The 26,040-nt window shown below is 44.7% G+C and carries 14 protein-coding genes; 5 read left to right on the top strand and 9 right to left on the bottom strand.

What is annotated here, in order from left to right:
- Positions 1 to 85: 85 nt before the first annotated feature.
- The 5 genes from nosR to IE070_RS05660 all read left to right on the top strand — a co-directional run bounded on the left by nosR (position 86) and on the right by IE070_RS05660 (position 7,725).
- Complete coding sequence (gene nosR / locus IE070_RS05680) at positions 86 to 1,417, top strand: response regulator c-di-GMP phosphodiesterase, NosR family (RefSeq protein WP_189481356.1); 1,332 nt, start codon at positions 86 to 88, stop codon at positions 1,415 to 1,417.
- A 2-nt stretch (positions 1,418 to 1,419) separates the two neighbouring features.
- On the top strand, positions 1,420 to 2,613 hold the full coding sequence (locus IE070_RS05675; RefSeq protein WP_189481354.1) for an FIST signal transduction protein: 1,194 nt from the start codon (positions 1,420 to 1,422) through the stop codon (positions 2,611 to 2,613).
- The gene (locus IE070_RS05670; RefSeq protein WP_189481352.1) at positions 2,600 to 3,958 is read left to right on the top strand and encodes a GAF domain-containing sensor histidine kinase; all 1,359 of its coding nucleotides are present in this window, start codon (positions 2,600 to 2,602) and stop codon (positions 3,956 to 3,958) included. The genes IE070_RS05675 and IE070_RS05670 overlap by 14 nt, the downstream gene beginning before the upstream one ends.
- Positions 3,955 to 7,032 carry a hybrid sensor histidine kinase/response regulator gene (locus tag IE070_RS05665; protein WP_189481350.1) on the top strand — a complete coding sequence of 1,026 codons (3,078 nt, stop codon included), beginning with the start codon at positions 3,955 to 3,957 and terminating at the stop codon, positions 7,030 to 7,032. The genes IE070_RS05670 and IE070_RS05665 overlap by 4 nt, the downstream gene beginning before the upstream one ends.
- Before the next feature lie 90 nt (positions 7,033 to 7,122).
- The gene (locus IE070_RS05660; RefSeq protein ID WP_189481348.1) at positions 7,123 to 7,725 is read left to right on the top strand and encodes a response regulator; all 603 of its coding nucleotides are present in this window, start codon (positions 7,123 to 7,125) and stop codon (positions 7,723 to 7,725) included.
- A 26-nt stretch (positions 7,726 to 7,751) separates the two neighbouring features.
- Here the strand turns inward: IE070_RS05660 and IE070_RS05655 are convergent, their stop codons facing one another.
- From IE070_RS05655 to recC, 9 genes are all read right to left on the bottom strand, one after another.
- A complete protein-coding gene (locus tag IE070_RS05655; protein ID WP_189481346.1) occupies positions 7,752 to 10,577 on the bottom strand; it encodes a PAS domain-containing hybrid sensor histidine kinase/response regulator in 2,826 nt (941 codons plus the stop codon).
- A 29-nt stretch (positions 10,578 to 10,606) separates the two neighbouring features.
- Positions 10,607 to 11,920 carry a sensor histidine kinase gene (locus tag IE070_RS05650; RefSeq protein ID WP_189481344.1) on the bottom strand — a complete coding sequence of 438 codons (1,314 nt, stop codon included), beginning with the start codon at positions 11,918 to 11,920 and terminating at the stop codon, positions 10,607 to 10,609.
- A 3-nt stretch (positions 11,921 to 11,923) separates the two neighbouring features.
- Positions 11,924 to 12,514 carry a chemotaxis protein CheC gene (locus tag IE070_RS05645; protein WP_189481342.1) on the bottom strand — a complete coding sequence of 197 codons (591 nt, stop codon included), beginning with the start codon at positions 12,512 to 12,514 and terminating at the stop codon, positions 11,924 to 11,926.
- Positions 12,511 to 12,876 (bottom strand): response regulator, encoded by a 366-nt coding sequence (locus tag IE070_RS05640; RefSeq protein WP_189481340.1) that lies wholly within the window; start codon positions 12,874 to 12,876, stop codon positions 12,511 to 12,513. The genes IE070_RS05645 and IE070_RS05640 overlap by 4 nt, the downstream gene beginning before the upstream one ends.
- A 90-nt stretch (positions 12,877 to 12,966) precedes the next feature.
- Positions 12,967 to 14,688 (bottom strand): ATP-binding protein, encoded by a 1,722-nt coding sequence (locus IE070_RS05635; protein ID WP_189481338.1) that lies wholly within the window; start codon positions 14,686 to 14,688, stop codon positions 12,967 to 12,969.
- A gap of 120 nt (positions 14,689 to 14,808) precedes the next feature.
- Complete coding sequence (locus IE070_RS05630) at positions 14,809 to 16,119, bottom strand: ABC1 kinase family protein (protein ID WP_189481336.1); 1,311 nt, start codon at positions 16,117 to 16,119, stop codon at positions 14,809 to 14,811.
- A 245-nt stretch (positions 16,120 to 16,364) separates the two neighbouring features.
- Positions 16,365 to 18,626 carry an exodeoxyribonuclease V subunit alpha gene (gene recD, locus IE070_RS05625; protein ID WP_189481335.1) on the bottom strand — a complete coding sequence of 754 codons (2,262 nt, stop codon included), beginning with the start codon at positions 18,624 to 18,626 and terminating at the stop codon, positions 16,365 to 16,367.
- Entirely contained in the window at positions 18,619 to 22,413 is a 3,795-nt protein-coding gene (gene recB / locus IE070_RS05620) for an exodeoxyribonuclease V subunit beta (RefSeq protein WP_189481333.1), read from the bottom strand. Before recB ends, recD begins: the two co-directional genes overlap by 8 nt.
- Complete coding sequence (recC, locus tag IE070_RS05615) at positions 22,410 to 26,030, bottom strand: exodeoxyribonuclease V subunit gamma (RefSeq protein WP_189481331.1); 3,621 nt, start codon at positions 26,028 to 26,030, stop codon at positions 22,410 to 22,412. The genes recB and recC overlap by 4 nt, the downstream gene beginning before the upstream one ends.
- Between the last annotated feature and the right edge of the window lie 10 nt (positions 26,031 to 26,040).

Below are 26,040 nucleotides of genomic sequence, written 5' to 3'. Positions count from 1 at the left end.
ACCATACTATTTGACCTTTTGCTTGTTATAGCATATAACTAACCCAAAAGACAAATAAGACAAATGGGAAATTGAGGATTGCTTGATGACGGTAACCGAAAACCACCCAACGCTACTCTGTGTTGATGACGAGATAAGCATTTTAAAAGCGCTTACCCGTGTGTTTGCCGCAAAACCAGTGCGTCTTTTACAAGCTAACAGTGGTAAGGCGGCACTCGCAATTTTGCAGCAAGAGTCTGTGCATCTCATTATCTCAGATATGCGTATGCCCGAGATGACAGGAGCAGAACTTTTAGCGCAAGCTGCGGTAATGCAACCCGATGCGTATCGCATACTCATGACAGGTTATGCCGATTTAAGCTCAACAATTAGTGCCATTAACATTGGCAAAATTCATCGCTACGTCCAAAAACCTTGGGACAATCAGGAGTTGTTAGACATTGTTGACGAAGGCATAAAATATTTTTTGCTGGTAAGAAATAACAAACTCTTGACACAAAAAATTAGTCGACAAAATAAAGAATTAAAAACGCTAAATCACAATTTAGAGGAAATTGTACAACAGCGTACACAGCAATTAAAAAAGCTATTGCGGCAACTTAAAGCAAACTTGGAAACCCTTGATAAAGATCACAAAGCACTTTTAGAAGTCCTTTATAATATTATTAGTATTAATCCACAACTCAGCGGTGAATTTGCATTAAATGTTGCAAATACCTGTCGTTCGCTGGCGCGCACGCTGGAGCTTAGTCGTGAGCAACAGCAACGTTGTTATCAAGCGGGTTTATTTTCTGAGTTAGGCAAGGTTAGCTTACCCCCCAATTTATTGCAGTCACCCTTTTATAAACTAGACAACCATGAGCGACAACTCTATTTACTGCATCCACAACAGGCTGAAGACATTCTGCATCCCGCGGGGCACTTATTGCCGGTGGCCGAAATTATTGCGCAGCAATTTGAGCGTTTTAATGGCTCGGGTGTGCCCTCTCAGCGCATAGGTACTGATATTATTTTAGGTGCCCGAATTCTAGCCGTTGCGCGGGATTACTGGGGGCATTTATTACAGCGGTTACAACCACAAAAATATTCACAACATGAAGCATTAGACACAATTAAACGCTTACAGGGCACTCACTATGATCCAGATGTCGTGATGGCATTGTCTAAATTGGTTAGTCGTAATGCGCTGACAAAGGCGGCATCGCAACAGCAATTTATTCCAATTTCCCAATTACAACCAGGTATGGTGTTAAAACAAAATCTCTACAACGCGAGACAAATGCTGTTATTACCCAAGGGGCACAGTATTACCGAAAGCTCGTTACAAAAATTGACCCAATACCAACGAAAACATAATGAGCAACTGCAAATAGTTATTACCGGACTAGCTGGATCGGCGCTAGATGAAGAGGAATAAATATGAAAATTCAAACACTACGATTAGATTTGCAACAAATTGACGCCCAGTTAGATAACCTCAGTGCTACGCGAACACAACAAGCCGCCATAGCCTTATGTTTTGGTTCGGTGGCGGCAATACAACGATTAAGTTCCTATGCGAATAGTCACGTCATTGCCAAACACTGGCTTGCAGGATCCTCATGTTTAGGCTGCGCCGATCAAACAGGCATGAATACACAACAGGCTGAGAGCGCCACGCTCATGTTAATCGATGATCCTCAGGGATTTTACGGCGTCGGTTCGGCGTCGCTGAGCGATAATGGTAGGCAACAAGCGAGCATGGCGATACAACAAGCAATGCAAAAAGCGGGCAAAAGCAACGAACTCCCAACCTTAATTTGGTGTTTACAGGCACCTGGGTGTGAAGAAGACGTATTACATGGGATCCAAGACATAGTGGGTACCACTGTGCCCATTTTTGGCGGAAGTACCGCAGATAATGATGTGAGTGGTCAATGGCTACAATATGACGGCAGCAAGCTGTCAGGCGATCATATGATTGTAGCTGTGTTTTACCCTTCAACGCCTATGAGTAGTTTTTTTAGCAGTGGGTATTTTACTACGGGCTTAGGGGGGACCGTGACGTCGGTAACAGACAGGCGCTTGTACACCATAGATCATCTGCCCGCGGCAGATGTTTATAATGATTGGTTGCAGCAAGCTGGCGCTGCACCGCTGTCGCCAGGAAATATATTAATGGAAAGTACGTTATTTCCACTGGGACGCGAAGTTAGCCAACATAACGCCTTACCTTTGCATTTATTATCACATCCAGCCGTGATGCATGACGATAAGAGTCTATCATTATTTTCAGCATTGAAAACTGGCGAACCCCTCTGGTTGATGCAGGGTGATAAAGCAGATTTAATTGCCCGTGCCGGCGATGTGGTTAAAACGGCTCGTCAGAATCTCAAATTTCAATACAATTGTGACGCCGCGGGTGCCATTATTGTGTATTGTGCTGGTTGTATGTTAGCAGTACAGGATAATTTGGCTGAGGTACAAGAGGCCATCAAAGCTGAACTGGGTGATCTTCCCTTTATTGTGACCTTCACTTTTGGTGAGCAAGGTTGTTTTCTTGATGGTTCAAGCCGTCATGGGAATTTAATGATTTCAGCTGTGCTGTTTGGAGCAAAGCATGCTAACGAATGAACAATTACAAGAAAAACTGCTGCAACTAAGCTATGAAAAGAAACAACTTGAGCGCTTTAAGTTTTTAAACGATTTAATCTTGAGCGGCCTTAATGCCATTTTAAGCTCGGATAAACATGAACAAATTTTTCAAAAACTATTTGCGGTGATCCATGAGGTGATTAATTGCCAACATATCATATTATTAGTTGTAGATGAAAAACAGCAACACCTTGAGCTGCTCCGAAGCACTAATGAGCAATTATCTGAAATTCCTATACCCTTAGAGAATCTACAAAACTTAACGCACTCCACGTTAAATTTTTTTAATGTGAAAGGATTAGCGTGGTGGGATGACTATTTTGCTGTTACGTTTGATGAGGTACATTCAGTATTAAGTCACCCTTTTCATACGTCACAATCTCATTATGTGTTATTGCTGTTAAGTGATAAACGCGGCGCGTTTAGTGCACAAATTCAAGAGCTTTTAAGCTCATTTACCAGCTTTGTTGCTAACACCCTTACCCAAGTTGAAACCCGTCGCTTAATTTCAGAACGCGATCAATTATTACAACGCCAACACCGTATTGAACAAAGCTTATTACAACAAGAGAAAATGGCCTCTTTAGGCCAACTTGCGGCCGGTGTGGCGCATGAATTAAATAATCCTCTTGGGTTTATTTACAGTAACTTAAATACACTAAAAGTGTATTTGGCCGATCTTGAAAAGGTACTAAAGGCATCGCAGGTGCCTGATGCCAGTTCTCTGTTAAAGCAAACGGGTTCAGCAATTGATGTCAATTTTTTGCTTAATGATGGTAAAGACCTTATTGATGAATCGCTAGAAGGCGCCCGACGCGCACGCGATATAATTAATAATCTGCGAAGCTATTCGCATCCTGATGATAAAAAAACTACACAGATGCCATTGAATCAGTTATTGGACAGTGCGGTTAAAATTGCTAAAACGCAAATAAAACACAACTCAGTACTGCAATTAACGTTATCTGAAGCTAATCCATCGGTGATTGTGAATGCTAATCAGCTTAATCAGGTTATTTTAAATTTAATTATCAATGCCAATCAGGCGGTAAGTGAGGGCAAAGGTCTGATCAATATCACGTCAGGGCAAGAAGCTTCACATTGCTACTTTGAGATCATCGATAACGGTTCGGGTATTCCTATTGAAGCGCAAACGCGGATTTTTGAGCCTTTTTTCACCACCAAAGATGTCGGGCAAGGCACCGGCTTGGGTCTATCATTATCAAAGGCCATTATTGATCAACATGGTGGGCAAATTGAGCTTAAACATACTGGGCCTTCAGGTACAGCGTTTCGTGTTACCTTGCCAGTGGTGATCGCGTGAACTTAAGCTGGGTAACTGCTCGCCTTGGTAAAACACCCAGTGTTCGCCGTGTGAGCTATTTTGCTATTTTATGTGGCTTTGGCTGCTTAGCGAACCTACTCAGCGTCAATCTACCCTTTGTAATACCCTTTCTTATGGGTAATGCTGTTTTTATCACTTTGCAATCACGCTTTGGTGGATTATGGGCCCTGCCTGCTTTAATGTTGGTGATGCTTCCCGTGAGTACCCCCGTGTATTGGTTCCTTGCCCTAGCACAGTGGTTATTAGTTGCATTATTTTCACCTACCGCTGACAAACGCGCCGCCTTACCGATACTGCTGTATATTCCCGTGTCAGCCGTGTTGTTGTGGCAGTATGGGCCCATTGCCCTTTTTCCTAATGTTTACCATGCGGCCTTTGTCTGGTTTTTAGTCGTGATGTTATTTGCGTTAAACCTTAGAGCTTCGCAATTTCTGTTGGCGTTATCCGCCTCCACGCAAATACAAAAGCAACAACATTTACAAAAACAACTCTCGCAACGTATTGCGTTGTATAGCGCTATCCCTGGCTCATTATTTATAGCCCTTATTTTACATGCTACTATCGTCTTACATTTATCCTCTAAAGTTGAATCTTATACCCTCGAGCAAATAAAGCGCGATGCCGAACTTACGAGCTTAATCAATCGTTATCAAGGTACCTTAGCGCTGGCCGCAGAAATGCTCACGTTCGCTGCGCCTAAACCCGTGTTACAGGCCCTAACTGAGCAACGGCAAGAATTTATTTCCGCGCTGGTCACTGACTCACAAGGTTCGGTGATAAGCTTTTTTAAAGATGGCATTGTCTCAAGCGAAATCACTAACCTTAATGTCAGTCATCGAGATTACTTTACTTATCCTGCAGCTAACGGCAAGCCAATTATTACCGATAGTTTTACAGGCGCTCGCTTAGGTAATGATCTGCTCTTTGCCATTAGCCAACCATTGTTTAATCAAGGTGAATTTGCGGGCGTTATTGAAGTGTCTGTGGCATTGGCAAGGTTAAACACAGTGCTGGCGGCAAGCAAAGAATCATTTATACAGCAACTATTATTAGACAAAGAAAACCGTAAACTCTGGGGCAGTAACGAGTCGACACTCATTGGCCACATTGCCGACATCGAAGCGCGTTCACCATCACCACAACATGTTCTACTATTAGGGCAATGGTTCCACACGTTGTCGCTTATGCGTTTTACCTCATCGTATGAGGCTATCGTGATTGAGCACTACAATCAGTTAACGGGTTGGCTTCATCAAGATAAAATTGCGACAACTGCAGTAAGCTTGCGATACCACAGTTATTTGCTGCTAGCGATGTTGCTCTCCGTATTTATGTTGGAGTTTATCGCGTGGGCATCTAGCCGTTTTGCGCGAAGCTATACCCGTTCTTTAGAACAACTTGCAAACTATGCGGCGAGTTGGACGGCAGACGAAAATACTCTTACTGTGCCTCCGAAACTTAAAAGCAGTTCTATTGAGTTTGAAACCGTATTAACGAATTTAAATCAGTTACAGCAGCGCGTTATAGAGTCGCACCACGAATTATCTAGTACGTTGGCTCTACGCACTGAATTGAACACAGAACTTGAAAAACGCGTGCTAAGCCGCACCGAAGAATTAAAAAATGAACGCGATAGAGCTCAGCAATTAGCCAATATAAAAAGTCGTTTTTTGGCGAATATGAGCCACGAAATTAGAACACCAATCACGGTTATTAAAGGCTTTAGCGAACAGCTATTACAAAGTCAGGATAGCGCAGAACATCAATATTTCTCTCAGCTTATTTATAATAATACGTTACATTTACAACGGATAATTGATGACATTTTAGACTCGTCTAAAATTGATGAAGGCAAGCTCACCTTAGTAAATGAGTTTTTTTCTGTTCAACATTTTTTAGAAGATGTCTGGCAAAGTATTGTGCCATTGGCCGATGCCAAACATATCAAGCTATCATTGCAGTATCCCTTAGCGGCAAACTTGCGTTTAAATGCAGATCCCTTTAGGCTTAAGCAAATTATGCATAATTTGCTGTCTAATGCCATCAAGTTCACAGAGGCTGGGACAGTAGAGATTAGCGCGTGTTGGCAAGCCGGACATTTAGCCTTGTCGGTAACGGATCAAGGTATTGGCTTATCAGAGTTACAAATAAGCCAACTTTTTCAAGCTTTTCAACAAGCTGATAGTAGTACCAGTCGGCGCTATGGTGGAACGGGTTTGGGCTTGTATATAAGCCAGCATTTAGCCACCATGATGGGCATGCAACTTACCGTGGTGAGCAAACCCGCCGTGGGCAGTACCTTTACTGTTTTGATCCCAGAACATAAATTTACTACCGCTGCAGAGTTGAATCATTCTGTGCCGAGCGAGCCAGAACAACCAGAAACGGTGCTAATGCAGGGACATTTACTTATAGTCGATGATGTACCTGATATCCGAGCGCTGTTAGCACACATGTTAAAGGAGACCGGTGTCACGTTTCAATTGGCTGAAAATGGCCGCGTTGCTCTTCAGCTAGTAGAGCAACACACATTTGATTTGATTTTAATGGATCAACAAATGCCCGAAATGGATGGTATAGTGGCGACAGAACAACTGCGGAAAAAGGGTTTTACTAAACCAATTATACGGTTAAGTGCTGACGTATATGATAATAAGCATTTACAGCATAACAATCCGCTTTTTGATGCAACCCTAACAAAACCCATTAACAAGAAAACTTTATTACAGCAGGTACAACGTTTTTTGATGAAATCAACGCCGACTAAACCTAAAAAACCACTCGCAGAAGTTGATGAAGATTTAGCCAGCTTAAAACACGATTATCTGCAAAGTCTTCAATCACAGCATACTCGGCTGACTCAACTGTTCGTGGATGCAGATTTTGATACATTAAAACTTGAATTTCATAAAATAAAAGGCACCAGTGCCTGTTTTGATTTCCATTCCATTTCTGAACTCGCCAATCAATGCGAACAGGCAGCTAAAACCCATAACTTAACCCTACTATTGTTAAACACGCTCCTGCAAGAAATTGATAAAACCGATTTATAATTGCAAAATTTGTTTATTTTATCTTATTTGTTAGTTAAACTTAACTCCTATCATAAAAATTCTTATGAATCGGTATAGGAGTATGTATACATGAATAATGCACAGGACAATAATGAGTATTGCAGCACCACTCAGGCCGCAAAAATGCTGGGAATTTCTGTAGGTACTGTGCAGCAATTAGTTGAAAATGGGAAATTACAAGCATGGAAAACCAGTGGTGGTCATCGTCGTATTTTGTTGCATTCAGTTAACACATTATTAAACGATCCGAACAGCTCACCAAAGCCCAGTTCTCCTCGTGTTGTCGATGGCCTTCACATCTATGTAGTTGAAGACGATCCTATCTTACTAAAAGGCTATCAAAAACTTCTTGAAAAAACCGCATTGCCAATGCATGTCTCTTTATTTGACAATGGCTTAGACGCCATGCTGAGTATTGGCGCGGCGTTTCCAGACCTACTTATATTAGACTTGGAAGTGCCTTTTATTGACGGTTTTGAAATGCTGACGCGGTTACAAAAAATTGTTGCCAAGAAGCCTAAGCATATTTTAGTTATCACGGGTTTAAGTGAAACAGAGATCCAAGCAAAAAAACATGTGCTTGATTCAGTTACGCTGCTTAAAAAACCCGTAAATCCTGCTTTTATTGAAGGCTATTTACGTGCACTTTATATGACTTCTCAACCACTTTGAACATCGCTGTTTTTTTAGGCGGCAGATTATGACAACGTCATGTTGATCTGTTCTATAACCGCCGCAGTCAGCTTTATCAATTGATGAAAAATTGGAGACAATTGTGGTTCCGCAACGCCTTGCTCTAGGCTAGTTTTACTCACCTGCTCTAGCAAGGTAAAAGCATCTGCGAGCGCATGGGCACCCACAAAGCGACTGGATGATTTTAGCTTGTGAGCTTCTTGCGCCAGCACCGTAAACTGGCGCATTAAAAGTGCTTGCTCTATCTTCGCCACACTTTGCTCTAGCGATTCAGCAAAGTCTTGTAAAATCTCGGGTACAGACTCTTCTCCTACTGTTTCAGCTAATACTTGCTTATCCAAATTAACTAACAGGGATTCTGCAGTGTTGCCAAGCGTATCCTTAACAGTATGGGGCGTATTCTGGGGTAAGTTTACCGAAGCAGCTTGCTGCGCAGTCGCTAACCAGCACTCTAAACAGGTTTTTAACTCTGCAACGGGTAATGGTTTTACTAAATAACCATCCATACCCTCATTTTTACAACGTGCCAGTTCTTCTGGCACAATATTCGCGGTTAACGCAATAACCGGGATCCGAGGCCGACCTAAGTGCGACTCCAGTTCTCGATAGGCTTGTGCAAATTGATAGCCATCGACCTGCGGCATATGCAAATCGGTGAGGATTAAATCAAAATGTTGCTCACGTGCATAGCGTAACCCCATGGCACCATCTGCGGCCACTAAAACCTGATAACCCAGACGTATTAATTGCTGTTTAATAACTTTCTGGTTAGTGGTGTTGTCTTCTAATACCAAAATACGATAAGGTTGTTGTGTAGTGAGATGCGGTTGTATTAACTCCTCTAAAGGAGGCACATTGACATCATGATAAACCGCGTAAACTGCTTGAATTAATTGCAGACGTTGTAAAACATTGGCATCTATATATAAGGTATCGGGTGCGGTGCGGCGTGGTTTGCGCCTCCGCCCCCGCCCTAACACGATAAAACGACTTTGCTCAGCGTAATATTGTTTTATGTGATCAACCAATTGCAACGCATCTCCCTTAGTTAAGACACTGTCAAATAACCATACGGTTTTACTAGTGAGCTGGCTAAAGGTGTTACTCTCAAGCATAGTGGGATTGTGCCACAACACTTGGGCGCCATCAGCGGCCAAGTAACGCGCATAATCGGTTAATAAAATCTGCGAAGGCTCACCTAAAATTCTTACTGTAATGCCTGTCAGCAGCGGTTGCTCAATTTCAGTGGTTTCAGCGTTTTCTGTCGAGATGTCAACGGGAATCGCGACCTGAAAAGTAGTCCCAATACCTGGGATAGACTCTACGGAAACCACTCCATCCATCAGCTGAACTAATTGCTGCGTGATCGCTAAACCTAATCCCGTGCCGCCATATTTTCTGCTACTTGAATCATCGGCTTGCGTAAAGGGTTGAAATAAACGCGCCACTAAATCAGGAGCCATGCCAATACCGTTATCAGTAATACTAAAACAAAGTAAAGCATGTTGCTGCTGCTGATCAGCGAGCGACACTTCTAGCCGCACTTCTCCAGCACGATCTAATCGACTGGAGAACTTAATCGCGTTACTTAACAAATTAACCAAAATTTGGCGCAAACGATTAGGATCAAACCACAAGATCTCATTAATGGCCGGATCAATAAAGTATGTGAGCTCAACTTGGTTTTTGATCGCTAAAAAATCTAACATATTGCAAATTTGTTCGACAACCGGCGCCAGTTGTCGCGCTTCTTTGCTGATAGTCAGTTTACCCGCTTCTAATTTGGAAAAATCTAAGATGTCATCAATAATGGTTAGTAGTGAATAAGCAGAATCTCGCATTAAATTAATGCTTTCGGTTTGATTAGGATCGATATTACCTTCAGCCAAAAGGTCTAGCATCCCAATGACCCCATTCATCGGCGTACGAATTTCATGGCTCATATTGGCTAAAAAACTCGATTTATTGGCAACCGCGCGCTCCGCCTGTTCTTTGGCTTGGGCTAATGCTAATTGCATCTCCATCTCTTCGGTAATGTCTTGGATGTAACCGTGCCAGATCACCGCACCATTTTCTTGCTTTTCTGGGCTCGATTGCCCAGCCAGCCAACGGTATGTTAAACCATTTGCTGCCAACCTAAAGCGCAGTTGCCACTGTGTTAAACTTTGCGCCGATTGCTCTATAGAATATGCTAATTGCGGTAAGTCTTCAGGATGCACTTTACTAAACACCAAGCGCCCGTCTTGAGCCAATTGACTGGCACTAAACCCCAAAAGCGTTTCTACCGCAGGCCCAACATAGGGGAATGTTATGCTTTTATCTGGATTAAGTTGAAATTGATACACCATGCCTGGAACGTTTTCAGCTAACTTTGTTAACTTACTTTGCAGATTTTTCTCAGCCGTGATATCAATATTAATACCATATAAACGCTGCGTTTTTATCGAAGCTTGCTGCTGGGAAATGACCCGCCCACGGGCTTGTACCCACACCCAATACCCCATTTTATGCCGTACACGAAATTGGCTTTCATAAAAGTCGACCATACCCTCTAAATGTAATCGCAAGCTTTGCCGTGCAGGGCTCATATCATCGGGGTGCATATTGGCACGCAACCACGCTAAGTCGACAATGGGCAGTTCACCAGCTTGATACCCGAACATGGTTAGCCAGCGCGAATTTACATCTAATAACTCTGAATCCAAATCTAACATCCAGGTGCCAATTTCAGACGCCTCGATAATGGTATTCAATTGTTGTTGTACCGAATGATCGACACTCAACACGGTATCTAAGGCATTAGTTGAACGTTCTTGTGATGGCTTAATCATAATTCACCTATTGTACTGAACGCGTTTAGTTAACGCTCATGAGTTAAGCGATCTACATCCGCCACAGGTAACTTAGGCTGCAGCGGTAAATCTAAAGTAATGGTTGTTCCCTGTCCTTGTTCACTGCTTAACGAAATATGTCCTTGGTGTTGTTTAATCACGTTATAAGCCATTGATAACCCCAACCCAGAGCCTTGGCCTACCGCTTTAGTTGTAAAAAAGGGCTCAAACACTTTAGGGAGTACTGCGGGGGCAATACCACAACCGTTATCGCGAATAGTGACGTGTAATTGCTCTGCCTGCACTGTAACCTGGATCCAGATATCCCCTTTTTGGCTAATCGCTTGAACGGCATTATTCAATATATGTAACAAGACTTGATTCAGTTGAATGGGTTGGCACTGCAACAATGGAAGATCGTCCGCATACTCTATATGCAGCGTAACGTTGTGTCTTAAATCATTACTAAGCATCGTTAACGTACTATCAATAATGTCCCGTAAATCACATAGCTGCCAATGGGTATCATCAACATGCGAGAAAATCTTAAGATTTTGAATGATACGGCTAACACGTCTAATACCATCTAACGATTCATGTAATAATTCAGGTGCATCTTCAGTAATAAAAGTTATTTTGGCACGACTAAAATAGTCTTGTTGTAGACGATGCAGCGCACTATCTTCAGTTTTTTGAATCAGTTTTTCACTAAAAGTGAGCGCTTTTACAAGGGTGTTAAGATAATCATTTAAGCTTTGTAAATTAGAATTAATAAAACCTAGGGGATTATTGATTTCATGTGCCATACCTGCCGCAAGCTGGCCTATAGAAGCCATTTTATCGGCATGCAATAATTGCGCTTGCGTAGTTTTTAATTGCTTAAGCAACGCCGCTTGCTCGTGATATTGCGTTTCTAGTTGGGCAGCTAATTGTTTTTGGCTTTGTAAATAACTGGCTTGCTCTGTCACATCTTGTAGGATTAAACACAGTGTTTTTACCTGATCATCCTCAATATCTAACGGCACGATTTCTAAATTTTGGTACATCAAGGTTTCTTCACCGGTTATCGGCCGGCTACTATTAAACTGAAATATATGAGGCCGATGCTCCCAATACGAAAAACTACTGTTATTGAGTACCACAGCACTGGTCAATTTTTTCTTTAAAAAACGGGCTTGTTCAGGAAAAAGATCTAAAATATTACTGCCAATCGCAGGCGCGTTTAGGGTTAACCGCGAAATAAAAAAATCATTAAAATAGCGAATGGTAAAATCGGTATCAAGGATACAAATACCCAGTGGTAACTTCTTAACTACATGAGTAAATACCGCTGGCGAAATCATGGCTTACTCCAATAGCTCGTTAATACTGGCTAAGAGGGTTTGTACTGAGCGTTGTTCTAAACAAATAATCACTTTAGAATCAAACAAAGAGGCATCTACACTAAACTCAACCTCAAGTAGCAAAGTAGAGGTCCAGCGAAAATATTCAACAACTTGCTCGCCTGAGTTTACTGTCGGGACATACAGTGTTGGCATACTTAATTTGGTGGCTAAATCTAGCTGTTCTGAAAAACCTGTTAAACAGGCTCCAGCAAGAATATTGGCCAGTTCTAATACCAGTTCTTTTCGGCTGGCATCTGACAAAGGCACATCGTAATCCATGGCTACGGCCAGAGCCTCGCAGCCTTCTTTCGTTAATTGGGTCAGTGCTTCGCCATTAACTTTGCCCATAAAAGATTGCCGAGTGAACCAATTTTCTTCGTGCTGACTGAGTAAGGCTGCAAATTCACTGGGCGTAGCAGCAACAATTCTGGGAATCGATAAGGTAATGCGTGTTTCAATTAAACGAGCCAGTGCATTAGCGGCTTGCCCCATCGAGATATTCATTAGCTCTTGTAATGCATCACGTTGCGCTTCACTCAGCAAGGCATTCATAATAAACCTACCTCAGTCAAGGTTTGTTGTAATTCCGATGCAACCAAGGGTTTTTTCAAAAAACGAAAGGCACCAAGAGAATTAACTAAAGCAACCGCTTCTGGCTGAATATCAGCGCTAATAACAATGACGACTGTTTTTTCATGATGATCTTTTAAGGTTTGCAGTACCTGATAACCATCCATTTCAGGCATTTGCAGATCCAGGAAAAGTACATCAGCCTTCCCTGCTTCTACTGCTAATATCGCTTCTCTACCATTGGTTGCCTCGCTGATCTCAGCATCCCAATGCGCGGGTAAAGCACGTCTGATCATTTTCCGTGAGAGTGCAGAATCGTCTGCAATTGTAACTGGGATAGCCATACTCACCTCGACTCATTTAGCTTTATTGTCTCATGTGTCTTATAATGGCGCGGATTTATGCCGCTGTCAAGTTGTGTGTTTTTTATTCAGCTATAGCGCCGCGGGCACTAACCATTGTTGTAATGTTGCTGCTAACAAGGTGGCAGAAATAGGTTTTGCGAGATGCATATCAACCCCCGCGGCCAATGCCTGTGATTTATCGGCATCCAACACAGCCGCCGATAACGCAATTACAGGTAAAGTCGGATAACGTTGTTTCAAATATCGCGTCGCAGCAAAACCGTCCATTATCGGCATTTGTAAGTCCATCAAGACTAAATCTAGTGGTTGCTCGTCCGCTTTTAGTAATGCCTCGGCACCATCTTGGGCCAAAACCACCTCGATGCCTAAACGACTTAACATTTTGCTGATAACTAAACGGTTGGTGCTATTGTCTTCTGCGACCAAAATTCGTTTACCCACTAAGGCGTGTGTGCTGTCGTCATGCGGCGACTTATTCGGTAACTTCTGCTCTACTGGGTTGCACGCAAAAAGCATTAACTCGAAGCTAAAATGGCTGCCTTCACCAAGCTGTGAATATACCTCTAGCTGACTTTGCATTTGTTCAAGCAGCTTACTGCTTATAGCTAAACCTAAACCACTGCCACCATAACGGCGAGTTATTGAGGTATCGGCTTGCGTAAATGCCTCAAACAGCGAGGATAACTGCTGGGCAGCCATCCCAATGCCAGTATCTTTGACCTCGAATCGCAACACATGTGCGGTCTCACGCTGGCATTGATAGCCAATCGTTAACGTAATTTCACCATATTGGGTGAACTTAATCGCATTACCTAATAAATTAGTCAGCACCTGCGTTAAACGCAAAGGATCGACCATGACATATGGCGGTATTTTGGGATCAAGTACGATGTTAAATGCTAATCCTTTAGCCGTTGCTGCCGCTAGAAACACGTTCGATAACTGCTCTGCAATAACACTGAGCTGAACGGGTTCGGGCTTTAAAGACAAACGGCCCGTTTCTACTCTTGAAAAATCGAGTATATCGTTAATCAGGTTTAGCAATAAAGTGGATGATTGGCTGATCTTATCAAGGTAAGCCCCTTGTGTGTCGTTTAATGGACTAAAAGCCAGTAATTCAGCAAAGCCCATAATCGCATTTAGTGGCGTTCTTAATTCATGGCTAATGTTCGCAACAAAGTCACTTTTAACTCGGCTTGCTTGCTCTGCTTTTTCTTTGGCTAACGATAGCAACGAAATGGAACGCATCCTGGCTTTTATATTCACTAACATTTGCGCAAATACAGCTAGCAGACTGCGCTCTTGTTGCGTGTAGCGATGATGCAGTCTCACCGAATCAAAGCCAACAAACCCCAGGAGTTCGCCTTCATTAAGCATAGGCAATGTTAAAATACTTTTAATACCCTGTGGGTACAGTATGGCCTTAATCGGTTCATCGTCTGGCAATCCAGGCACATCAGCAATATACATTTCTTGACCCGCCTGATGTGCATTTACCCATTGCGGGATCATATCGATAGGCGTTTTTTGCAAGTGGCTTATTTCAGGTGTGATCCCACTAGCACACCATTCAAAAGTATTAGAACATGTATTTTGGGTAAAGTCGTAATCAAAAATGTAAACCCGATCGGCCTGCACAAATTGTCCCATTTCGGCCAGAGTAAGATTTATGGTGTTATAAGCTTCACTGATTGGGACATTGATATAGCGCAGCGCAATTTTGAGCAGCAATGCGAGAAGCGTCTCGGTGGGGCTATCCGCCTCATTCGGGCTGTTGGCAAGAAGCTTCATACACCATCCCACTTTGTCGCATTTGTCTTATAGAATAAGGGTTTGACACGAATTGTCAATGCCCCCTCTAAAAATAGATACTAACCCAGCACAGGATGATGGCAAAACCGGTTAGGAGGGTTATTCTAAATAAGGCATCAATAAGGACCTGACATTAATTTTCGCTTTTAGTCTTGCTGCGAGCAGATATAATCCCCCAATTTTCCGATGCAAGAAAATGGCATCTGCAGGAGGGGTGTGCCAGTAGTTTTGCTGCATGCTTAAGGCGGTACCGGCATCGCGCAAACGCAGCGCTAAATCACTTTGCCCAAAATCAAAAGCCTTATCATGCTGCAGAGGTTCACAGGCCAAATGCACTAATTTAAGCACCGCCTGCTGTTGTTCAGGTAAGATGGTTTGGCTAAAAAATCCAATTTGCATAAGGGCATCACGCATTCCCGCATCATCTTGTTGTAATGCGGCTTTAAACAAGTTCCGATAGCCTGCACTGAAGTTGGCGCTATAGTGTCTACAAGCACCGAAATCTAATAAAACGAGCTGTTGTGTGGTGGTATTGTATTGGTAATTAGCAAAATTAGGATCTGTTTGAACTAAAGAAAATTCAAAGAGTTCGCGAAAGAGTAATTCAAACAACAAGCTCATCACCCTGTCCCGTTCGACTTGGCTACGTTCAGTTAACGCTTCAATAGCGATCCCCTCAACGTAACTCATCACCAAAATATTTGATGTGGTTAGCGCCGTGATAGGCTCTGGCAGTAAAAAATGCGGATTATTAGATAAATGGAGGCGATACTCGGTTAAATAAGCGGCTTCTTGTAGATAATCGGCTTCGCTTTTTAATTGCAGTTTTGCTTCAACTAACAGTTGCTGATAATCAACGCCTTTGGGCACTAACCCGCTAAGACGCAGTAACGTAGCAACATTATCTACATCACTATCAATGCTTTCTTTAATACCTGGATATTGAATTTTTACAGCGAGTCGCTGGCCATTATCATGATACGCTTGGTGAACTTGACCGATAGATGCGGCAGCTAAAGGCATAAAGGTAAAATCGGTAAAATGACGTTGCCAATTTTCGCCCCATTCATTTTTTAATACCTGTGCAAGTTGTTTCACCGGCATCGGATTGGCACTTGAACGTAAGCGTGCCAATACGTCGGCTAAGGCAGGTGGCAACATATCACCGGCATCCATTGACAGTAACTGCCCAACTTTCATGGCAGCGCCCCGTAAATGCGCTAATTGATCGGCAACCCGTTTAGCATTGGCGGGCGTCAGTAACAGATCTTTTTTGGCCGGCACTTGGCCTTTGGCTAATTGCCGGGCCCCCTCAGCTAGCATACCACCGGCAACCCGCCCCGCTAAAGAGGCCAAACTGCCCAAACGCGATAAGCGATGGGCCGGAACTTTAGAACTATTGGAAGACATAACAACCTATTTACTTGCGCTTTGTACCTTATACGCAACAAAAACCCGTTTGGTTGCTTAGTCACCGCGTAAAGGCACATTCATCAGTCAAACACCCAGAGGCCTCATAACCATTTGGCACTTTTTGCTCAATACCGCGATATTCATAAAGAAACATTAGTACCGAAGCATCAGTACCGAGGCATTAGTTCCGAAGCATAAGAACCGAGGCATCAGTACCAAGACATAAACACCGAGGCATTGGCTTAGATCCGTAAATGCCCTGCGCGTACCGTGGGTCGGTTTATCGCTTCAACCAATACATGCCAATCAGGTACCACTAAGGTTAATTGTTTGGCGGCACGGGTAATGCCGGTGTAAAGCAACTCGCGGCTGAGCACTGGATTATCACGTTCAGGCATAACCATCACGGTATGCGCAAATTCTGAGCCCTGTGATTTGTGCACGGTCATGGCAAACACGGTGTCGACTTGTGTCAAGCGGCTAGGTAATATCCATCTCACCTGATTATCACTATCAATAAACACCGCCCGCTTTTGGCCTTGACCGGGTAAAGTGAGTACCATCCCCACATCGCCATTACGTAAGTTTAGATTATAATCGTTGGCGGTGATCATAATAGGTCGCCCCTCATACCAACTGTCTTCATGCTGAAGCGCTTTCCCTTTAGGTAAAAAACTCAGTGTTTTTTGAACTAAAGCGTTTAATCCTGCCACACCAAAAGGCCCCTGCCTTACAGGTGTTAATAATTGAAAGCCCTGATAAGCGGCTAATACAGCACGCGCCCACTCGTCTTGTTGCAGTTGGGTGCTGTTGGCTGCTGGCCGCTTGGTAATCGCCTGCCAATACGCTGCAAACCCTTGTTGACATAACTGAGATAATGCAACGAGCAATGGAGAGAATGCGGCATTATCGTGGGATAGCGAACCAGCTTGCAAAACGTTAGATGATTCAGGCGCTAATAATTGAATATCGGTGTAACGTGGATCAGCGAACAGCGGAGCCACGTCCGATGCGGCGGCGTTATTAACGGCAGCGGCTAAGGCGCCAATACCACTGCTGGCAGTAAAACGACGACTCTCACGTAGCATAACCACATGCTGTAAATGTGCGGGGCCATGGGCAGCATACAAAGTTTGCGGCAACGCTGTGCTACTATACTGCTGGAGAAAATCAAATGTCTGCCGTTGATAACCGCCTTGATCGGCGCCAGCACATAATTGTCCTAATACAGCGCCAGCCTCAACAGATGCCAATTGATCTTTGTCACCCAGTAAAATCAGCCGCGCCGCGGGGGGTAATGCTGCCAGCAACGCTTGCATTAATTCAATATCTACCATGCTGGCTTCGTCGACAATTAATACATCTAACGCTAACGGGTAACGACGATTATGCTTAAACTGTCGCGTACCTGGCTGTACCCCCAATAATTTATGTAAGGTAGTACTTTGGGCAGTGATCTGTGCTATCGCGCTGTGCCAAGCGGCGGGTAAAGCATGTAAGCTCTCTTTTGCCGCTTGAATGGATTCTTTTAAACGGGCGGCAGCTTTACCAGTAGGAGCCGCTAATTTAATCACCAAGGGCTGGTTAACGCTGTCACACTGTAAACGCTGCAATAAGGCTAATAAACGAACAACCGTATAGGTTTTTCCAGTCCCAGGGCCCCCGGTAATCACACTAAACTGACTGCGCAGCGTATTAACACATGCCAATTGTTGCCAATTAATGGGGAGCACAGCCGCTTGTTCAGTGATCGTGTTGCTTGCAGGAAGAACGGCATCTTGCGAAGGCGTCGGCTCAGTCTGCTTAGCCTGCGGCCTTGTGCGCTGAAATAACTCTGCTAACCATTGTGTTAACGTAGCTGCAGGCGGTAAAACGAACGACGTAGGTTGCATTAGGCGACGTAAATCCGTAGCGATCTGCTGTTCATAATGCCAGTAACGGTAAAGATAGAGCGCATCATCTTGTACCACAAGGGGTAAAATAAAATGGGGGATGTCTTCTGATGCGCCAGATGCGATTTTGCTGTTAGCTGCGCCAGAATGCTCTGAAGTGGCCAACATTAATACAATACCACTGCGTTTAAGGTCTGACAGTAACTCCGGTAAAGAGAGTGCAGAGACAATACTGTCAGGGCTTGGCAGGTTGTCTCCTTCTACCGTGAATAAAGTGTTACTCTGCTCTGGCAATAGAGTTAGTGCCATGTCCGCCAAGCTATTAAGCGGTAAACATACATGGCCGCGACTCACTTGGTAAGATACCAACGCCGCAAGCAATAACGTGGTACTGTTTACACCGCCTCCAGAGGCAGACATTAAGGTAGCCGTCTTGGTGCTGGCGTTGTCGTTATCTGATAGCGCAGTTGCCAAACTCGGTGGCGCATTCGAATATAAGAAGCAGGCAAACGCCACATCCAATGCACTGAGCAGCCCAATCTTTTGCCATTCTGTTAATAAGGCAAGCATATCCTCTGGCCGGTAAGCAGAAAGGGGTATCGGCTTACTCATCAGCGTCTTCCTGTTTTACGGTTAAAAGGCTGCGATTAACATTGCTTAGCAGATCGTCTAACGCAAAAATCAGGCTTTTTGCCGGTTTGTCGGTAAATACGCCGGCACCAGGCGCATGCTGACCACGCAAAAATAAATACATAACGCCACCAATATGACGATCGTAGCAATAGTCTTGCTGCAAACGTGCTTTTAATAATTTATGCAGGGCTAACGTATATAAAACATATTGCATGTCGTAACGACTGGCTAAAATTTTATCGCGCATGGCCGTGTAATGATACGCCTGATCATCAGCCCCCAAGTAATTAGACTTGTAATCTACAACGTAATAGCGCCCTTGATGTTCAAAGATCAAGTCAATAAAGCCTTTTAGCATGCCCTGTAAATAGTTTGGCTGAAGGGCTGGACGAGCTAAGCCAGGTAATACGTTATTCATCACCAACGTATCTAAGGCGGTGGTACTTACGCCATTAACAGCAAACCAGAATTCTGGTTCTGCTTTATATTGTGTTAGTGATGCCAACGTAACATGACCACCATTTGGTAAGGCAAAGGGTGTTGAAATGTAATGTGCTAACCATTGATCGAGTTGCTCGCGCCGCGCTGCCCAACTGCCATGCCGGCAACGTTTGGCCATAATATGTGCACGTACCTGCGCATCTTCTGCCACGTGGTTAAAACCGGCTTCAGCCGCGTCTTGCAACATATTATGTAAAAAGGTCCCTGGCCCCGCTCCTCGGGGTAAGGTGTGAAGTGAAAGATCAGGTGATAACAGGCGCACTGGCTCCGGCACTCGGCTTACCTCCCCCATATTATCGCCATCCGTTTCCTGTTCATCCACTAAGTTATGTTCTAGCGCATTGTCTGGTTCGCGCATTGCGCCATATTTTAATGCCGAATAACTGGCAATCCACCATGGTTGAAACTGATGCTGTGCTGGCATTTGCCGCGCAGCATAGGCTGTGGAGATACCCGTATTGCTCGGCTCACGATAGTTGACCGGCGTTGCGCTTAGCGGCAAGGTCGTCAGCGCCACAGCGTTTTCAACCAAGGGATGAGCAGCCCATTGTTTTGCCTGTGCAATAAAATGTTGCGGATGGATCGCTGTGGCGGCGTCGAATAAATACGCTAAAGCACTTTTTTGCCATTCCCCGGTTGGCGCGACACTGAGCCAACAAGCATATTTTGCGCGAGTGAGTGCTACATAAAGTTTGCGAATATCTTCGCCTAAGCGCTCATAATCAGCCTGCTGTAAAATAACAGGATCTGGCACAATACGCTGGCAAGGTTGCCCCTGCTGATCATGATAATTAAAAACGCTATCCTTTTCCGACACAGGACGACATAAACTGATAAAAGGCAAAAACACTAAGGGATACTCTAAGCCTTTTGATTTATGAATCGTGACAATTTGAATTAATTCCGCATCACTTTCTAAACGAACAATTTGCTCGTCGGCAGGCTGCTGAATAGTGTCGGCTTGATAAAGGTGTTCGTATAAAAATCTTACTAAGGCTAAAGGCCCATCCAGTTTTGCTGCTGCCTGTTGCAGTAACTCGGCTAAATGCAGTAAATCGGTTAAATAGCGCTCGCCGCCGCTTAGGTGCGTGGAGCGTGTTGATTGTGATTTTACGAGTAAGCGCTCTGCGATCCGAAATTGCTGCATCACTTGACGGATCATGGCCAAGATCCCGTGCTGCTGCCAGCAACTGGCAAACTGATAGAACTGCCCCACCCGATTATCCCATTGCATATCATCATATTGCAGCGCATCTAATTCAGCTAACGACACATTTAGCAGCGGGGTATAAAGTGCGTTTAATAACGTTTTTTTATTCCCAGGCTCCGCGCATGCCGTCATCACGACAAGCAGATCGCGCGCAACCTCGGTATCAAATACCGAATTTCGATCGGACAGGTACACGCTGGCTAAGCCGCGCTTTCTTAACTCACGCTGCATCAAATGGCCTTCGTTGTGTGTCGAGACCAAAATAGCAATATCTTTACTTTGTAACGGCCGTAAGGGGGCGTCTGGCGCTTTATCTGCTATAAAACCAGTTTTCCCCGCCACCGCATCGTTAAGTAGCGTGGCAATATAATCGCTGAAGGTCGCCGCCATTACTTGCCGATACGCGCTTTTACTCAGCGCTTTGTCTGCATCGGCATTAGCATCGATATCAGTGGGCAATGCGGTCCACACCTGCATTGCTTGCGTTACCTCTTGTTGCTTTAGCACCAAGCGCGCTGTCACGCCTTTTGCAGACACCGCAACAAAAGGAACATCGTTGTCTTGGGCACGATTAAACAAAAATGCTTTTGCGCCTTGTTCATATTCGGCAGGCAGGAAAAAAGCATTTGCGCCTTTAACTAACGCATGGCTGGAGCGAAAATTCACCCCCAAGGTATAATGTCGTGGCGAAGTATCCCGTCTGGCCTGCAAGTAGGTAAAAATATCAGCGCCTCGAAAGGCGTAAATGGCTTGTTTAGGATCCCCAATCAAAAATACGGCTTGCTCGGGCAAATTAGCTGAAAGCTGATAAATTGCATCAAAAATCCGGTATTGATCCGGATCGGTATCCTGAAATTCATCAATTAAGGCCACCGGATATTGTTGACGTAGTATGGCAGCCAGCGTCTGCCCCTGCTCATTTGTCAGCGCACGGCACGTATGCTGAATAATATCGTTAAACCCTAATACCGCATCACGTGCCAGCTGTTGTTCAACACGTGCTTTACTCCATGCTACAGCATGCGCTAGTAAATCAGGCGCTAAGGCTATCGGTTGCTCTAAACAGTGGGCTAAAGCTAATAAGGCTTGCGGCAATTCGTCGGTTAACGCGGGCCCAGTGTAATGTTCATAAAATTCTTCACCATAATTTTTTAAAAAGGCGTCTTTTAACTCTGGTAGCTGCAGTATGGCCTGAGATTCAGGCAAAGCCACCCACGCCTGTAATGGCGCAAAATCTTTTTGGGCTTTTTTAGCATTATGGGTACGGGGCTTACTAAACCAGTTATGGTTATCCGCTTGCTCAATTACCGCAAAATAACGAGGCAATAACACTTGCCAACGTTGATGCTGCTCTGCTAATTGTTGCTCCCGGGCTTGACGCGCAGCCTTAAGCATTGCAGAGAATTGCAGCGGCGTGCTGTTGGGGATAGCAAGATCCCATAAACCATTAATTTGCGACAACAAGTGTTCTGGCGACGCTACCAATTGGTTTACTAAGGTGAAATTTTCGGCATCTAGGGGATAAAAAAAGTTACGCCAATAATCTCGAACCGCCTCAAGTTTATAGGGCGCTAAATCGGTAATAAGTTGTTGATTAAACAAGCTACCACTATTAAACGCATGCTCACGCAGTACACTTTGACACCAACTGTGTATTGTTTTAACGCTGGCCTCATCCATGGCTTCACTGGCCATTTGCAGGGCGTAAGCGCATTCTGGCCATAACGAGGGTGAAAATTCAGCCTTTAGTGCGTTTAGAAAAGGATCTTGGCTCCCCGAGGCGTCTCGAAACGACATTGCGGCCTCCACTAAACGTTTACGGATCCGATCTTTTAATTCAGCCGTGGCGGCTTTGGTAAAGGTAACCACTAAAATGTCAGCAGGTAAGAGCGGCTGCACACGACTCGCCGCGGCGGTTAATCTGGGTAAATGCGCCAAAATAAAGCGAACATAAAGAGCCGCAATAGTAAAGGTTTTGCCCGTCCCCGCACTGGCTTCAATCAGAGCACTGCCATTTAAAGGCAATTGTAAGGGACTGTTTAATAACGTACTCACAAAGGCTCCTCGTTCACCGCTACCACATTCGCGGCGCTAATAAAGTGAAAAAACGGCTGATAAAGGCGCTCACTCCAAGCGATAAACCCTTGCTGCAAGAGTTGCTCTCCTTCGCCATAGTAACGTGCTAAATAAGGCAGCTTTTTAAGTACACCGTCCTGATAATCATCACCGATACAAAGCTGCGTTAAAAAAGCAGCTTGACGCTGCGCCAACGAGGTTGACTCAGGTGTTGAGTCTGCTGTGGCTGTGGCTGTGGCTGAAGATGATGATGAGGACGCTGCTGAAGATGAAAACGCGTCTTTGCTAAAGCGTTTAAACCAGGCCTCGGCTAAGACTAAGGCGGTAGGCAACGGCGTGGTCAGTGCCACACTCAAGCTTTGCATTAAATTGGCTAAGGCTGTTTTGGCAAGCTGTTGAGCCTGTTGCGGATCGACCGCAAGTGGCGCTAGTGTGATTACGCCATCTTCACCGATAATCACGGTGGTCACCGATTCAGATAACACCGCATTAGCGAATAGGTGTTTTAGATAACTGAGCACGATATTACGCCATGTATACTGCACACTACGCGGTCTACACTCAGCCACCTTGCTTACCTTGAGTTCCAGCTGCAAACACTGGTTTGCGTCTTGTTGATAAAGCCCGGTTAACTCCTCTTCCAAAACATATGATAGCCCGTTTATTTGATAGCTCAGTTGATAGCGTTTTGGTGTAATCTTTTTATCAGTGCCAGGATAATAGCGTTGATAACATTGGTAAATAGCTAACACAGAGGCTTTGCTCTGTGCTAAAACTGCGTCTGCACCGTGTTGGTAGGGTAATTGACCTTGCCGACGTAAGCGACTGATCTGAGAATCTAAGGCAGCGTCTACTCGATCGGGCGTTGCGCAATCCGTGAGGTGCATTATGTCTTGTAAAAGGGCTTCTTTTACGTGCCACGCTTGCAAACCATCCACCGTAAACGCCTCAGTATCGGTAGAGGTTTGTTCTACCGCCTCAAGAAACACACCTAATCGACGGCGCGCCAATAATTGTGCCGGCTCACGTAGCAGCAAGCTTAAATCCGTTAAGGAAAACGCCGCTTCAGCCATAAAATCGGCTAACACGGGAATACCGGATTCTGCTGTTAAGGTCGAGTTGCTGATATGTTCTGCCGATTGCTGTACCGACAGCCATTCTTTGGCATAGCTAAAAAAATGTTCAGACGTATCCGTATAATAACAACGCGCAAAGGGTTGTAAGCGATGCGTAACCGTAAGCGCTGCAGCACAATGCGCCCCCCAACCAGCATTAAGATGATCGTGTAACTGTCCGACTAAAACGGAGGGTGGCAGCTCACTGTTATCTTGTGCGCTCATCCCTACCCAACTGACATAAAATTGTTCTCGGGCAGATAGCATGGCTTCTAAAAATAAATAGCGATCATCTTCGCGTCGTGAGCGATCGCCTGGGCGATAATGGCGTGCCATTAGATCAAAGTCAGCTTTTTGAGTCGTGCGCGGATACTCGGTATCATTCATGCCTAACAAGCAAATACGCTTAAAGGGGATCGCTCGCATCGGCATTAAGGTGGCGAAATTCACGCTGCCCGCCATAAAACGTTGCTGTAAATTGGGTTCATCTACCGCCGACAACCATACATCAAGCACAATATTATAACGCAGCGCTGCAGTAAACTCGGCTTCATGGGTACTACTTAACCACTCGTCTAGCGCATCACGCAATTTCGCTAATAAGACCACTTCGCTATCATTGGTGGGCGTAAACAATTGATCGAGTAGCGTCATTAAGGTGGTATGCCATATTTCAGGACCTTGATTAACTGCAAAAGTTTGCCAAGCGTGTTGCAATAAATGAACAAGCGACGCTAATGCCCCCACCGCTTGTGCCTCTAATCCAGCCACTTCTGGGTAAGGTTCTAACGCTTGCCAAAACTGTGTGGCGTTGGCCTGCTGGCTAAGCTCAATATTACCTGCAGCAAAACCGTACAACATTCGATCTAATGCAAACTGCCAACTGTTCTCATTATAGGGAAACTCTAATCCCAAACTGTGCCGATGAGCAGCGTGTAACCCCCAACGGGCACCCGCCGCGTGGCTCCACTCTTGTAAGCGTTGTACTTGTTCAGGGGTTACAGCAAACCGCTGTTGAATAGCGGGAACATGCAATAAATCAAATATATCACTATGACTAAACCGTTGCTGTGGCGCAGTTAATACTTTTTCTAACGCCTGTAAGATTGGCGCACGCTGCCGTAATCCTTGATCCGCTATGGTATATGGAATGTAACGCTTATCATCTTTACCTAAGCGCCCAAAAACGGCATCAATATAAGGTGCATAGCTATTGATATCGGGCACCATGACCATAATGTCGCGGGGCTGTAAGCTCGGATCCGCAGCAAACGCGGCTAATAGGTGATCATGCAGCACTTCCACTTCACGCTGTGGACTATGACAACGTTTAAAAACCACAGAGTGATCGTTTGGGTGCGGTACTGGCCATTGTGCCTGGGTTTCACTTAGCGGTCGTAAGTGTAAAATATCACTTTGAATTTGGCTTAACAGAGTATCGGTTGCGGCCTCATCAAACAGATCAAATCGTAGCTCGGTAAAGTGCGTGGCTTTGTGAGCCGTTTCATCAAATTCATCTAACAGCCGAATATAATCACGCCCCTGTTTTCCCCAAGAAGCGAGTAGCGGTTGCGCTACCTGATGCAGTTCAGCCTGACTCGCGGCAAAGTAAGGTTTAACCTCAGCCGAGGGTTTAGCTTGGAAACGGGGTTTCGCATACTGATTTAGTAATTCTCGGCCATCAACAATATCCGCCCAATGGTACTTACAAGGATTATGGACACATAATACAATCTGACAGATCCCTTTTATCGCATGAAGCACTTCTAACGTTTGCCTGGGTAAAGACGAGATCCCAAATACCATAATGCGTGGCGGTATGCCGGCAGGACGCTTGCCTTGTGCACTTAATGTGGTGGCCTCGGCAATAAATTGCTGATGTAACGCTGCCCGATTACTGCAAATTAGTTCTGCACCTATATCATTAACTAAGGCTTGCCAGAGCGCGGCTTGCCACTGAAACTCGGGGGCTAAAGGCGTGCGTTGCTCGCGATGAATCAGTACCCAATCGCCTTGCATCCAGGCGTCTAACCAATCCGCGCGATATACCTGATATTGATCAAAAAGATCAGCCAATTTATCACTTAATTGAAAAAGTTTACGCTGATCAGGATCATGAGCGACATAGGCTTTTAAGGCAGAAAAAATAGGATCATTTGCCATCCGATCTGGCAATAATCGCATCAAACGCCAACGTAAACGGCTTTTATCAAAGGGCGATTGCTTAGGGATCTCGGCACCTAATACGGCACGATACATTCGCCACACTAAACGTGCGGGCAGCGTTACCTCAAGCATGGTCGCAATGCCAGTATGACTTGCAATCGCTTGTTTTAACCACTGCGCAATACCATTAGATTGTACTAACACCACGTCTTCTTCAAGTGGCGCCAGTGGATAACGCGCCAGTAGCTGCACGGCTAAATCAGTAAGATCTTCTAAACGATGACTATGAGCGGCAATAAAACCGGGGGTAAGCATGCAATGAGCG

It is taken from the genome of Alishewanella tabrizica (assembly GCF_014652375.1).
Taxonomy (GTDB): domain Bacteria; phylum Pseudomonadota; class Gammaproteobacteria; order Enterobacterales; family Alteromonadaceae; genus Alishewanella; species Alishewanella tabrizica.
The sequence above is the reverse complement of the archived record's forward strand: the minus strand, read 5'-3'. Positions and strand labels throughout refer to the sequence as shown.